The sequence below is a fragment of the Microbulbifer sp. YPW1 genome (assembly GCF_013367775.1).
In the GTDB taxonomy this organism is placed as follows: domain Bacteria; phylum Pseudomonadota; class Gammaproteobacteria; order Pseudomonadales; family Cellvibrionaceae; genus Microbulbifer.
In genome coordinates this window covers 837,781-850,655 of the sequence record NZ_CP055157.1, presented here as the reverse complement: position 1 = coordinate 850,655, position 12,875 = coordinate 837,781, and the positions used below count along the sequence as shown (strand labels likewise).

Annotated in this window: 13 protein-coding genes; 9 read left to right on the top strand and 4 right to left on the bottom strand. The window is 58.9% G+C overall.

All coding sequences use genetic code 11. From position 1 onward, the window contains the following. Nucleotides 1-271: 271 nt before the first annotated feature. Complete coding sequence (locus HUW35_RS03580; RefSeq protein WP_181254275.1) at nucleotides 272-1,021, bottom strand: OmpW family protein; 750 nt, start codon at nucleotides 1,019-1,021, stop codon at nucleotides 272-274. 206 nt (nucleotides 1,022-1,227) lie between these two features. Here HUW35_RS03580 and HUW35_RS03575 point away from each other — a divergent pair, with 206 nt between their 5' ends. Beyond that, the gene (locus HUW35_RS03575) at nucleotides 1,228-1,935 is read left to right on the top strand and encodes a gamma-glutamyl-gamma-aminobutyrate hydrolase family protein (RefSeq protein WP_181254274.1); all 708 of its coding nucleotides are present in this window, start codon (nucleotides 1,228-1,230) and stop codon (nucleotides 1,933-1,935) included. A gap of 112 nt (nucleotides 1,936-2,047) precedes the next feature. On the opposite strand, the gene HUW35_RS03570 is transcribed toward HUW35_RS03575, so the two are convergent. After that, nucleotides 2,048-2,596 carry a thioredoxin family protein gene (locus HUW35_RS03570; RefSeq protein ID WP_181254273.1) on the bottom strand — a complete coding sequence of 183 codons (549 nt, stop codon included), beginning with the start codon at nucleotides 2,594-2,596 and terminating at the stop codon, nucleotides 2,048-2,050. A 253-nt stretch (nucleotides 2,597-2,849) separates the two neighbouring features. On the opposite strand from HUW35_RS03570, the gene HUW35_RS03565 reads away from it, so the two are divergent. The 8 genes from HUW35_RS03565 (at nucleotide 2,850) to HUW35_RS03530 (ending at nucleotide 8,316) form a co-directional block, all read left to right on the top strand. Then, nucleotides 2,850-3,770 carry an urease accessory protein UreD gene (locus tag HUW35_RS03565; protein WP_181254272.1) on the top strand — a complete coding sequence of 307 codons (921 nt, stop codon included), beginning with the start codon at nucleotides 2,850-2,852 and terminating at the stop codon, nucleotides 3,768-3,770. A 40-nt stretch (nucleotides 3,771-3,810) separates the two neighbouring features. After that, the gene (locus HUW35_RS03560; RefSeq protein ID WP_078083126.1) at nucleotides 3,811-4,113 is read left to right on the top strand and encodes an urease subunit gamma; all 303 of its coding nucleotides are present in this window, start codon (nucleotides 3,811-3,813) and stop codon (nucleotides 4,111-4,113) included. Between the two features lie 26 nt (nucleotides 4,114-4,139). Then, the gene (locus tag HUW35_RS03555) at nucleotides 4,140-4,475 is read left to right on the top strand and encodes an urease subunit beta (protein ID WP_181254271.1); all 336 of its coding nucleotides are present in this window, start codon (nucleotides 4,140-4,142) and stop codon (nucleotides 4,473-4,475) included. Beyond that, nucleotides 4,472-6,187, top strand: a complete 1,716-nt coding sequence (gene ureC / locus HUW35_RS03550; protein WP_181254270.1) for an urease subunit alpha — start codon at nucleotides 4,472-4,474, stop codon at nucleotides 6,185-6,187. Before HUW35_RS03555 ends, ureC begins: the two co-directional genes overlap by 4 nt. A gap of 20 nt (nucleotides 6,188-6,207) precedes the next feature. Next, the gene (gene ureE / locus HUW35_RS03545) at nucleotides 6,208-6,699 is read left to right on the top strand and encodes an urease accessory protein UreE (protein WP_219932642.1); all 492 of its coding nucleotides are present in this window, start codon (nucleotides 6,208-6,210) and stop codon (nucleotides 6,697-6,699) included. Beyond that, nucleotides 6,653-7,354 carry an urease accessory protein UreF gene (locus HUW35_RS03540; protein ID WP_255463461.1) on the top strand — a complete coding sequence of 234 codons (702 nt, stop codon included), beginning with the start codon at nucleotides 6,653-6,655 and terminating at the stop codon, nucleotides 7,352-7,354. Before ureE ends, HUW35_RS03540 begins: the two co-directional genes overlap by 47 nt. A gap of 72 nt (nucleotides 7,355-7,426) precedes the next feature. Next, on the top strand, nucleotides 7,427-8,068 hold the full coding sequence (ureG, locus tag HUW35_RS03535; RefSeq protein WP_181254269.1) for an urease accessory protein UreG: 642 nt from the start codon (nucleotides 7,427-7,429) through the stop codon (nucleotides 8,066-8,068). 38 nt (nucleotides 8,069-8,106) lie between these two features. Beyond that, nucleotides 8,107-8,316: a hypothetical protein gene (locus HUW35_RS03530; RefSeq protein WP_181254268.1), complete on the top strand. Its 210-nt coding sequence runs from the start codon at nucleotides 8,107-8,109 to the stop codon at nucleotides 8,314-8,316. 119 nt (nucleotides 8,317-8,435) lie between these two features. Here HUW35_RS03530 and HUW35_RS03525 read toward each other — a convergent pair whose 3' ends face one another. Together HUW35_RS03525 and HUW35_RS03520 are read right to left on the bottom strand one after the other, a co-directional pair. Next, nucleotides 8,436-9,386 (bottom strand): response regulator transcription factor, encoded by a 951-nt coding sequence (locus HUW35_RS03525; RefSeq protein WP_181254267.1) that lies wholly within the window; start codon nucleotides 9,384-9,386, stop codon nucleotides 8,436-8,438. Beyond that, nucleotides 9,383-12,862 carry an ATP-binding protein gene (locus HUW35_RS03520; protein ID WP_219932641.1) on the bottom strand — a complete coding sequence of 1,160 codons (3,480 nt, stop codon included), beginning with the start codon at nucleotides 12,860-12,862 and terminating at the stop codon, nucleotides 9,383-9,385. The genes HUW35_RS03525 and HUW35_RS03520 overlap by 4 nt, the downstream gene beginning before the upstream one ends. Between the last annotated feature and the right edge of the window lie 13 nt (nucleotides 12,863-12,875).

Genomic DNA, 12,875 nt, shown 5'->3' with positions numbered 1-12,875 from the left:
CCGGCCAAAATTTAAACAGTTGGCGCGCAATCATACATGAGAAATGACAGCGATGCCTTTCAGTGGCGGAGGATCGATTTTTATTTTCGCTATTTGCAGATTTAGCGCAATGCCCAGCCTAATTTTCTGGCATAAGAAGTAGGTACTGCCAGTGGCTGCTTGGACTAGGCAATTGTAGTGGAGATGTGAAGCAAGGCCCGGGGGCTATCAGGGAAGGGGGGACGCGGGGATAAACCCGGTGGGGCACTGGTGTGCCCGACCGGGAGGACATTCAGAACTTGTAGCCGAGACCTATGGAGTAGACAAAGGGATCGATATCCACATTGGTCGTGATGCGGGTGCGATACCCCTGATCGTTGCGGAAGCTGATCTTGGCGTCGGTATCGATATCCAGGTACCACACCGCGGCATTGAACAGCCAGTTGCTGTCGCGGCCGAACATGATGTCTACCCCCAGCTCGCCGGCCAGGCCCCAGGAGTCGTCCAGCTTCAGGTTTGCTTTGCTGCTGGCACCGAGCACATCGTCGAAGTAGTCCTGCGCAATGCGGCTGAGGTCTTCATCCATAAAGGTGGTGAAGTTGACGCCGATACCCACATAAGGTTGCACCCAGGATTCCTTGCACACCGGGAACCACTGTACCGTCAGGGTGGGTGGCAGGTGCTCGATACTGCCGAGATCCACCCTGCCCAGCAGGCCGCCGGCGGGATCCGGCAGGCCGACAACGGCGAGGTCGTGTTCAAACGGCAACGCTGCCAGCAGACCGAGGCCGAAGTGATCCGCAAACAGCCAGGTGCCGGTGATGGTGGCGCTGTCGCCTTCATCCACATATACCCGGGTATCCGGCAGTCGCACGCTGCTGTCGATCACTAGCAGTTCCGAGTCGTCATCGGGGTCCACGAGACCCCAGCCAATACGGGCGATAAAGTCGCCCTGTTCGTAATCTGCCAGGCACTGGTTGGCACCGAGCGTGGCTGCCAGAACGGCGGCGGTAAGGATGGCGGCCTTATTGGCTGCTTTCATGAGTTCGCTCCTTGAACTTCTAAGGGGTGAGGCGCAACACTTTTAGTCTAGCCGGGAGTTTAGATGCGCAATTTTTTTTGCGTTTGCTCAGGTGTCAGCTTGATGCGGGTTGTCGACTTCGAGTCTGCGCGCAATAATGTGATCACAAATTTCAAGGTCGTATCCTGACGATATGGCGCGGCTGTGTGGATTCTTTTGGAGCGGTTATGAAAATAGGTGTGCTGAAGACGGACGATGTGCGCGAGCAGCTGGTGGGGGAGTTTGGCGAGTACCCCGAAATGTTTGCCGATCTGCTGAAGCGTGAGGATCCATCGCTGGAGTTTGTCACCTACGAGGTGCAGCACAACCATTACCCGGACGATATCGATGAGGTGGATGCTTACCTGATTACCGGTAGCAAGACGGGGGTTTACGAGGACAAGCCTTGGATTCCACCGTTGATGGAGTTTGTGCGCGAGCTGCACCGTCGCGAGAAGCCGACTCTGGGTATCTGCTTTGGTCACCAGTTGATTGCCCATGCGCTGGGTGGGGAGACGCGCAAGTCGGAGAAGGGCTGGGGCGTTGGGGTGCACAGCTACGAGATTCAGGAGACGCCGGTGTGGATGGTGGAGCCGCAAGAGTCTTTCAGTCTGCTGGTGAGCCACCAGGATCAGGTGGTGGCGCCGGCCCCGGGGACCAAGGTGATCGCGTCCAGTGATTTCTGTCCTTACGCGCTGCTACAGGTTGGTGAACACATGCTTACCATGCAGGCCCATCCGGAATTTACCAAGCCCTACTCGAAAGGATTGCTGGAGCTTCGCGAGGAGGTGTTTGGCGCAGATATGGTGGAGAAGGGTAAGGCCTCCCTCACCAACGATATCCACACCAGTGCCGTAGCGCGCTGGATGCTGGCTTTTTTGAAGAGTGCTTCGTAGGTAGCGCGAAAGCTCTTTTTACACTGGTGGCGGTGTCGCTACCGGGTACGTCCTTGCAAGGACGTACCCGGTATCGGCACTTTCGCATCAACCTATAGTCTTCGTTAGCGCATTACTTCCACTTGATATTGCAGCCGATAGACGGCACCTGATCGTCCGCCGGTTTTTCTCCTGCCAGAACCTTATCCACAGCAGCGCGCAAATCCTTACCGTTCACCGGTTCGTTATTCCCGGGGCGGCTGTCATCAAACTGGCCGCGGTACGCCAGTTTCCCCTCGCCATCAAACAGAAAAAAGTCCGGTGTACAGGCGGCATCAAATGCCTTGGCCACGGCCTGATCCTCGTCCACCAGGTAGGCAAAGCGGTATCCCCGTGCGGCGACTTCTTCCTGCATTTTTTCCGGACTGTCTTCGGGGTAATTGACGAAGTCGTTGCTGTTGATGGCGACGATGCCGAGCCCAGCCGGCATGTATTCCTCTGCCAGATCAGCCAGGCCCGCGGCGATATGTTTCACGAATGGGCAGTGGTTGCAGATAAACATGACCAGCAATGGCTTGCCGGCGTAATCGCTGCTGTTGACCAGTGTGCCGGTGGGATCGGGCAGCTGGAATTCGGGCATGGGGGTACCGAGGGGAATCATGGTGGAGGGGGTTAGGGCCATGGTGTGTTCCTTTCTAGTCTTTGAGCTTGCCTGTGAACTGTCCTGTCCATCCTGAGTGTGAACCGCTATCGCTGACGTGGCGGAAGTCTTTGAGTGTACGGTTTTTTGCCGGGCTTTTCAGGGCTCGCGTTCTGGTGCGGCACTACGTCAATTGACGCATACCGCTCCGATCTGAAACTTGTTTCCATTGGCCTTAAATCCAACCTGTCGCTGCGGTATCACTGCGCGGCGGGATTCAGACGTCAGTGTTTGCATGAATCAACTTGTCATACCCGACCCCTTGTTTACCGAGGCCACGGCTAGCGAGGCCTTTGAAGCAGGGCGTTGGCGTGCGGATCTGGCGTTGCAGTTTGAGCGGACGGAACGAGGTTGCCGGCTGGCGCGCAATCACCACCAGGGCCCCTTGTACGTACAGAAGCCCTTTTTCCCCGAAGGGCGTGATCTCGCGCATGTCTATCTGTTGCACCCGCCCGGTGGCCTGGTGTCCGGGGATCGGCTGGAAGTGCGGGTAGAGGTAAAGAAAGACGCGCGCGCGCTGGTGACGACCACCGGTGCCGGGCGGGTATACCGTGCACGCAGTGATGGCCTGCTGCAGAGCCAGAACACTTTCCTGCGGGTAGAGGCCGGGGCGAGCCTGGAGTGGTTACCGCTGGAAAACATTGCCTACCCGGATGCCAATGGCGCCATGGTGACGCGGGTGGATCTGGCCCGCAACAGTCACTTCGCCGGCTGGGAAGTGACCTCCCTGGGGCTGCCCGCCTGTGATGCAACTTTTGGCAATGGCCGACTGTGGCAGCGACTGGAAATTTTTCGCGAAGGGATACCGCTGTTGATCGAATCGCTGCGTCTGTCCGGGCAGCTACATGACAACAGCGATTCCGCGGACGATGTGCTCTCTTCGCGCGCGGGTCTGCAGGGTTACCCGGTGAATGGCCTGTTGGTGATGGGCCCGTTTGCGCCCCAAGAACCGGTGCGGGAGGCCTGCCGGGAAATCATTGCCGAGCACGCCCAACACTGCCTCGCCGGGATCTCCCTGGTATCGGAAATGATCGTGGTGCGAGCGCTGGGGCGCTGTGCCTTTGAGGTGCGCGCCCTGTTGACGGAACTGTGGGAATTACTGCGGCCCGAGTTGGTCGGTCGCGCAGCCTGTGCGCCGCGGATCTGGCGAACCTGATTTTCACTGAATATAAATACCGAGCATTGCAGGGTTTTGCATGGAATTACTGCCGAGAGAAAAAGACAAGCTGCTGGTTTTCACCGCCGCGCTGCTTGCGGAGCGCCGGCTGGCGCGCGGACTGAAATTGAATTATCCCGAGGCGGTGGCGCTGATCACCATGGAGATTATGGAAGGCGCACGGGACGGCAGGAGTGTGGCCGAGTTGATGGGCTATGGCCGCGAGATCCTGCGCGCGGACCAGGTTATGGATGGCGTGCCGGAGTTGATTCACGAGGTGCAGGTGGAAGCGACGTTTCCCGACGGCACCAAGCTGGTAACCGTGCACAACCCGATTAGCTGAGGCGCTGGAACAATATAAGGGCAATTATGATTCCCGGAGAAATTCAGGTCGCCAAAGACAAGGGCGATATCGAACTCAATCCCGGCCGTGAAACCCGCACCCTGCGGGTGGAAAATGCCGGCGATCGCCCGGTACAGGTGGGCTCCCACTACCATTTTTACGAGGTCAATCCGGCATTGCGTTTTGAGCGCGAAATCGCGCGGGGCTTTCACCTGAATATCGCCTCCGGCACCGCGGTGCGTTTTGAGCCGGGCCAGGGGCGCGAGGTGGAACTGGTCGCTTATGCGGGAACGCGCGAGGTGTACGGTTTTCGGGGTGAAGTAATGGGCCCTCTGGATGAAACTGCCGGGGTGAAGTCATGAGCCGCATGGACCGTGAAAGTTATGCCCAGATGTTCGGTCCAACCACCGGCGACCGCGTGCGCCTCGGTGACACCGAGCTCTGGCTGCAGGTGGAAAAAGATTTCACCCGTTACGGGGATGAAGTGAAATTCGGCGGTGGCAAGGTGATTCGCGATGGCATGGGCCAGAGCCAGCGACCGTCCAAAGATACCCCGGATCTGGTGATCACCAATGCGCTGATCCTTGATCACTGGGGCGTGGTGAAAGCGGACGTGGCGGTAAAAGACGGACGTATCGCAGGTATCGGTAAGGCGGGCAATCCCGACGTTCAGGATGGCGTAGAGATCGTAATTGGTCCGGGTACGGAGATTATCGCCGGTGAGGGATCGATACTCACCGCCGGTGCCATAGATGCGCATATCCATTTTATCTGCCCACAGCAGGTGGAGGAGGCGCTGATGTCCGGCGTCACCACCATGATCGGCGGCGGTACCGGCCCGGCCACGGGAACCAACGCCACTACATGCACACCGGGGCCGTGGAATATCGGCAAAATGCTGCAGGCCACCGACAGCCTGCCGATGAATTTCGGTTTTCTCGGCAAGGGCAATGCCAGCCTGCCGGAGGCGCTGGAAGAACAGATTGAGGCTGGTGCTTGCGGCCTTAAATTGCATGAAGATTGGGGCACCACGCCGGCGGCGATCGACTGCTGCCTGACCGTGGCCGACAAGTACGATGTACAGGTGGCAATACACACCGATACCCTGAATGAATCCGGTTTCGTCGACGACACCATCGGCGCCTTCAAGGGCCGCGCCATCCATACCTATCACACCGAAGGTGCCGGCGGGGGGCACGCACCGGATATCATCAAGGCCTGTGCCTCTTCCAATGTACTGCCGTCTTCCACCAATCCCACCCGCCCGTATACGGTCAATACCGTGGACGAGCACCTCGACATGCTGATGGTGTGCCACCACCTGGATACCAGTATTCCCGAAGACATTGCGTTTGCAGATTCGCGTATCCGCAAGGAAACCATTGCCGCGGAAGATATTTTTCACGACCTCGGCGCCTTCAGCATGATCGCCTCGGACTCCCAGGCCATGGGGCGCGTGGGCGAAGTGATCACCCGCACCTGGCAGACCGCGCACAAAATGAAAGTGCAGCGCGGCAACCTGGCCGAAGACAGCAGCGGTAAAACCGCCGGCGCCGACAATTTTCGCGCGCGTCGCTATATCGCCAAGTACACCATCAACCCCGCCATCACCCACGGCATCGGCCACGAGGTAGGTTCCATCGAAGTGGGCAAGCTCGCCGATCTGGTGCTGTGGAAGCCGGCGTTCTTCGGCATCAAGCCGTCGATGATTCTCAAGGGCGGCATGATTGCCGCGGCCCCCATGGGGGATCCCAACGCGTCCATTCCCACACCGCAGCCGGTGCACTACCGGCCCATGTTCGGCGCCCACGGGCTGGCGGCGGCAAAAACCTCTGTGACTTTTGTCTCCCAGGCGGCAGCGGACAACGGCGTGGCGGAACAGCACGGCCTGCAGCGCACGCTGGTGCCGTGTAAAAACACCCGCAGCATCACCAAAAAAGACATGGTGCTGAACGACTGGCAGCCGGACGTCACCGTGGACCCGCAGACCTACGAGGTGCGCGCCGACGGCGAACTGCTCACTTGCGAGCCCGCTAGCGAGTTGCCGCTGGCACAACGCTACAGCCTGTTCTGATTTTTCACGAGGAGTACTGTGTGACGCTGGATATCTATCAACGCCTCGGTGTGCGCACCGACATTGCCGCCGATGGCTGCGTGGTCCTGGACCATCTACAACGGGATCGCGGGCGCCTGCGCACCAGCACCGCTGACGGTGCCGAAGTGCGGATTTTCCTCGAACGGGGCAAGCCGCTGCTGGTGGGGGAAATTCTGCAAAGCGAGTGTGGAAAAACCATTCGGGTACAGGGGGCCGAAGAGTCAGTTACCACCGCCCGCTGCGACGACTGGCTCACCTTCAGCCGCGCCTGCTATCACCTGGGTAACCGCCATGTGAAATTGCAGGTGGGCAACAGTGTCAATGTGCCCTGGCTGCGTATCGTGCCCGACCACGTACTGGAAGAAATGCTGGAACTGCTGGGACTGGATTTGACCAGAGAGCAGGCCGTGTTTGTACCGGAATCCGGTGCCTATAGCGGCGGGCATGCCCATACCCACAACCATGGCGACCATGAGCATCATCACCACTGACAGCGCGCTGCTGAGGTTGTTGCAGTTATCCAGCGCCAGCCTGCCGGTGGGGGGGTACGCGTTCTCGCAGGGACTGGAATATGCAATCGATGCGGGCTGGGTACGCAACGCCGACGACACCCGCCGCTGGCTTACCCTGCAGTTGCAGGAATCCCTCGCCCAGGTGGACTGCCCGCTGCTGCTGCGCTGTCACCGTGCGTTGCAGGAGGGAAACAGCGAACGGCTGCATTACTGGAATCACTATACGCTCGCCTGTCGCGAGACCAGTGAACTGCGTCTCACCGATACCGCTACCGGTAGCGCCTTGATACGACTGCTGAATCAGCTACAAGTAGAAAGCAAGCTGCACAGCGGCGATGTCAGCTTTACCGCAGCATTTGCCATCGCCGCCCATCACTGGGAGCTTGGCGAAGACACCGCCCTGCTCGGGCTGGTGTGGTCCTGGCTGGAAAACCAGGTCGCCGCCGCCACCAAGCTGGTGCCCCTCGGCCAGACCCAGGCGCAGCAACTGATCGGTGATATCCAGCAACAGGTCCCGGCCGCGATCAAGCGTGCGCAGCGGCTGGAGGATTGTGAAATTGGCGCCGGACTGCCCGCACTGGCGATCGCCAGCGCCCGCCACGAACATCAGTACACACGCCTGTTCCGGTCCTGACGAAAACAAAAGCGGCGAACAAAATTAAAATACGCAATTACAGAGTTCAATAAATATCGGGAGTTATCCACCATGCAAACCGGTAAAAAACAGACACTGCGCGTCGGCGTCGGCGGCCCAGTAGGGTCCGGTAAAACCGCCCTGTTGCGCGAACTATGCAGCGCACTTCGCGAGCACTACGACATCGCGGTTGTCACCAACGACATCTACACACAGGAAGATGCCAAGTTTCTCACCAACCACGAAGCCCTGAGTGCAGACCGCATCATCGGTGTGGAAACCGGCGGCTGCCCCCACACCGCCATCCGCGAAGACGCCTCCATGAACCTCGCCGCCATCGACGAACTGATAGCCCGTCACGGCGCGCTCGACGTCGTGTTTGTGGAAAGTGGTGGCGACAACCTCAGCGCCACCTTCAGCCCGGAACTCTCCGATCTCACCATCTATGTGATCGACGTATCCGCCGGTGACAAGATTCCGAGGAAGGGCGGCCCGGGTATTACCCGCTCCGACCTGCTGATCATCAACAAGATTGACCTGGCGCCACTGGTGGGCGCGTCCCTGGAAGTGATGGACCGCGACGCCAAAAAAATGCGCGGCGAGCGTCCGTTTGTTTTCTCCAACCTGAAAGCGCAGAAAGGGTTGAAGGATATTATTGAATTTATCGTGCGCGAAGGAATGCTGGAAGAAAAAAGCATTCCTGCTATCGCATAAGCCAATTCAAGTATTGAGCACAAGAAGTAGAGGAAAATATGAAAATAAAAACACTGTATCTGACGCTGTTCACAGCAATCTCCATGACCATCGGCGTATTCGCTTACGCCCACGAAGGTCATGCGCCCGAAGGTGTGGTGCACGAAATGCACCATATGCTTTGGATTCTTATGGCACTTTCGGTCAGCGCGGTCGCCGTATTTTTATTACACAAGCGAAGAAACTCAAAGAGCGATCAGAACGACTAAAAATCGGCGAAGTACAAACTCCGACGCAGCCTACATGGATGTACTTGTGGCGGTCCTGAAAATCCGCACCCGGTGCTTTGCCGCCACAAACGGTCGGAAAAGTCACCAGGCCTGACCTATCAAGAGTCAGGGTTCAATGCCCGAATCGCAATGCCTGCCGCCGCGGTACGGTTTTCTACGCCGAGCTTGGAGAATATCCCCTCCAGATGTTTGTTCACCGTACGCGGGCTCACATCGAGAATTTCGCCGATCTCTCGGTTGGTTTTTCCATTGCCAATCCAGAACAGTACCTCGGATTCCCGCTTGGTCAGTGACAGTTTTTCCCGCAGGATATCTTCGCCGGCAGGGCCGCCGTCATCTACCAGTTTCAACAGACAGGTGCCGCCGTCGCGCTGTTCGATAAACACCACTGCCAGGGGTTTGTGTAACCCATCCAGTTTCAGTTTGTGGCCGCTACCCGGACCGCGCGAGAGCCACAACTTCAGGTCGGCAATCATCTTCTGTTGCAGGGCACCTTCCATGGCGCCGGCGCTGCTGAGCAGGGCATAGGTCTGCGGTGTTGCCCAGTGCATTCGTCCGGCGGCATCCACGGTACACAGGAACTGGCCAGTAGAGTCGAGGGCCTGGTGCGCACTCGAAGTCAGGCGCGCGTTGTTCAGGTGCACCTTCATCCGCGCCAGCAGTTCGTTGGGCTGGATCGGCTTGGTCAGGTAGTCGACGCCACCACTTTCCAGTCCGCGCACGATATCTTCCGAGTCCGTCAGCCCGGTCATGAAGATGACCGGGATCGATACCAGTTCGGGATCTGCCTTGAGCAGGCGGCAGGTCTCAAACCCGTCGAGCCCCGGCATTACCGCATCCAGCAGAATCATGTCCGGTCGCAGTCGCCGTGCGATATTCAGTGCCTGGCTGCCATCCAGTGCCACCAGGACATCGATACCGGCCTGTTCCAGTGTGTCGTTGATCAGGCTCAGGGTATCCGGCGAATCGTCCACCACCAGTACGATATCGCCGGTCGGCGTATCCGCAGTGGCCCGCGCTGGGCTTGCGGTATCGTCGCAGGTATTCATTCACTCTCCTTGATTTCCAGGGCTTCGCTCAACTGCTCGAAGCGCATGGTATCCGCCAGCAAGCGGAATTCTTCAATGCGATTGTTGGGGACCACGGATTCCGAGGCAATCCGGTCCAGCGTGCGGTGTACACCGCTGCGGTAACCGATGCGGGCATAGGCCAGTAACTCCGCCAGTAGCGGATGATCTGGCAATGTTTTGGGTAATGCCTCGGGCGATACGGGGTGTATTGCCTGGGGTTTACCCATGCGGGGATTTTCGCTTGCGTAAACCCAGTCCAGCTTGAGCATGCGCGCCATGGTGTCGAACAGTTTCTGGTTCACCAGGGGTTTTACCAGATAGGCATCGTGATGGGCCGGCTCGCTATCTCCCGGTTTCAGGTGTCGCTCCTGGGCGTCCGCGGAGAGCATCACGATGGGTGCGCTGATACCCCGTGCGCGCAGCTGCTCTGCGAGATCCAGGCCGTTCATACCGGGCATTGTCACATCCAGTAAAAACAGGTCCGGTATCTGTTGCTGGACCAACGCGAGGCAGTCCTCTGCACTCTGCGCTTCCATCATGGAAAACCCAAGCGGTGTCAGCAGGTCGCCGATCAGGCCGCGGTGAATGGGTTCGTCATCGACCACCATCACACTGCGGCGCGGTCCACGATATCCACTGATGCGGCGCACCGGTGCTTCGCGGCTATGATCCGATTCAACCCACGACAACAGCAGGGAAACGGTAAAGCGGCTGCCCTTGCCGGGCTCGCTCTCGAGACGCAACTCGCCACCCATGATTTCTGTGAGCAGGTAGGCGATGGTCAACCCCAGTCCGGTACCGGTGGCCACCGGGCTGGCTCCATTGCGTACCCGTTCGAAGGGTTTGAGAATACGCGCCTGATCCTCCGGGTCGATGCCAACCCCGGTATCGACGATGGCAAATTCGGCAACCTGGTTGCGGTAGCGGATATGGAAATCCACCTGTCCCTCGCGGGTATATTTGATCGCGTTGGACAGCAGGTTGATCAGGATCTGGCGCAGGCGTTTTTCGTCGGCTATGACCGTCGACGGCAGCGGATTGTGGATATGGCAGTAAAAGCGCACACCTTTCGCTTCCGCCTGTGGGCGGAACATCTCAACCATCTGTTCCAGTAATTCGGGCAGGCGCACCTGATTGCGGTAGATATCCAGGCGGCCGGCTTCGATCTTGGAAATATCCAGCAGTCCCTCGATCAGGTCCGTCAGGTATTCCCCACTGCGTTTGATGATGCGCAGGCCGTTGCGGTGTTTTTCTGGAATATCCTGCTGCTGGTTGAGCAGTTGCGCATAACCGAGAATGGACTGCAGCGGTGTGCGCAGCTCGTGGCTGATTCCCGAGAGGTAACGGCTCTTGGCACTGTTGGCACGATCCGCCTGCTCCTTGGCTTCCTGCAGTGCGCGATCGGTTTCCTTGTGCGCCTCGATCTCATTCAGCAACAGGCGGGTCTGTCGGTTGGATTCCATCTGCGCCACGATTCGACTGTCGTGGGTGAGCAGGAACAGCCACGCGAGTACCCCGGCAATCAGCAGGAGCACCACAAAAAGTGCCCAGAATGCCTGTTGAAGCAGCTCTGCCTCCGCGGTGGTGGTCGGACGCAGCTGGCCGTAGATCAGCGACAGCACACCGGCAATACACACACTGGCGCCCAGCAACAGAATCGCGAAGCGTCCCAGCCGAGAGTCCACCCCGCTGACTACCTGCGCCGGTACCAGCATCTTGATCAGCGCGCTGAGCTGTTGGGAAAAGCGTGCATCTGGCTTGCAGGCATCCAGGCAGCGGGAATCCAGCGAGCAGCACAGGGAACAGATGGGGCCCTGGTAGGCAGGGCAGTGGCTCATATCGGCGGGCTCGAAATCGTTTTCGCAGATACAGCAGGTCTGGGCGGACACAATGGCAGTACTGACCGAGCGCTGCCCGGCGTCTGTATTTTCCCCCTCGAAAAAGTCCCGGTGGCGGGCGAGATAGAAGCGTCCACGGGTGGCAATACCCAGTAGCGGCACCATGACGAAGCAGATGCCGAGGCTGATAAAGCTGGCAAAGTTTTTCGCCCCATCGCCGAAATGGCCGAGGTAGCACACGATTCCAATCAGCGAGGCGAGCAGCATCGAACCCACACCCACCGGATTGACGTCGTACAGGTGTGAGCGCTTGAACTCCACATACGACGGACTGATACCAAGGGGCTTGTTGATCATCAGGTCCGCCGCCAGGCAGCCGAGCCAGCTGATCGCCACCAGCGAGAAAATACCCAGTACCCCTTCGAGTGCGCGATAGATTCCCAGCTCCATCAAAATCAGCGCGATGCTCACATTGAACACCAGCCACACCACCCGCCCCGGGTGACTGCGGGTAAGCCGCGAGAAGAAGTTCGACCAGGCGATGGAGCCGGCGTAGGCGTTGGTGACGTTGATCTTCATCTGCGAGATCACCACCATCACCCCGGCCAGAATCAGCGCCATGGTGGGGGACTGTGTCAGGTAATTGAACACCATCTGATACATGCGTACCGGGTCTGCAGCCTGCTCTGCGGAAGCGCCGCTGGTAATCGCCAGATAGGCGAGAAACGAGCCGAACAGCATCTTGATCACCCCGATCAGAATCCAGCCCGGCCCGGCGAGGGTGAGCCAGAACCACCAGCGTGCGCGGTTTTCCCGGGTTTTCTCCGGCATAAAGCGCAGGTAGTCCACCTGCTCGCCGATCTGCGCCACCATGGCAAAAAACACCGCGCTGGCGGCACCGAATAGCATCCAGTTGAACTGGCCACTGTCCGGGTTGTGCTGAGGTGCGTAGCGGGTCCAGTCCTCGACCCGCGCCAGTTCGAACCAGGCGGCGATGCCGAGGGCAAGGCACTGCAACAGCAGCCACATGGGCTGGGTACCTATCTGGAACTTGCTTACCGCGCGGATGCCGTGGGTCACGATCGGGATTACGGCCACGGCACACAGGATGTAGCCGATGGCGGGAGGGATTCCGAGCAGGGCGTGCAGGGCGGAGGTGAGGATCGCAGCTTCGATGGCGAAGAAGATGAATGTGAAGGAGGCGTAGATCAGCGAGGTGATGGTGGAGCCGAGATAGCCGAAACCGGCACCGCGGGTGAGCAGGTCGATATCGAGTCCGTGCTTGGCGGCGTAGTAGGTGATGGGGAAGCCGGTAATGAAGATCACTGCGGCGACGGAGAGCATGGCGGCGACGGTGTTGATAAAGCCGTAGTTGAGGGTGACGGCGGCGGCGATGGCTTCGAGGGCGAGGAAGGCGGTGGCCCCGAGGGCGGTCTTGGCCACCTGTTCGATGGTAAAACGGCGCCCGCGCACGGCGGTGAATCGCAGTGCGAAGTCTTCGAGGGTCTCGTCTCCTACCCACTTGTTGTAGGTCCGTCGTACACGGAATACCTGTTGCGCGGGTCGCATGGCCTGTTGTTCGCTGTTGTTATTGTCGCCCGTAAATATATCAACCACCGGGAACTGCCTT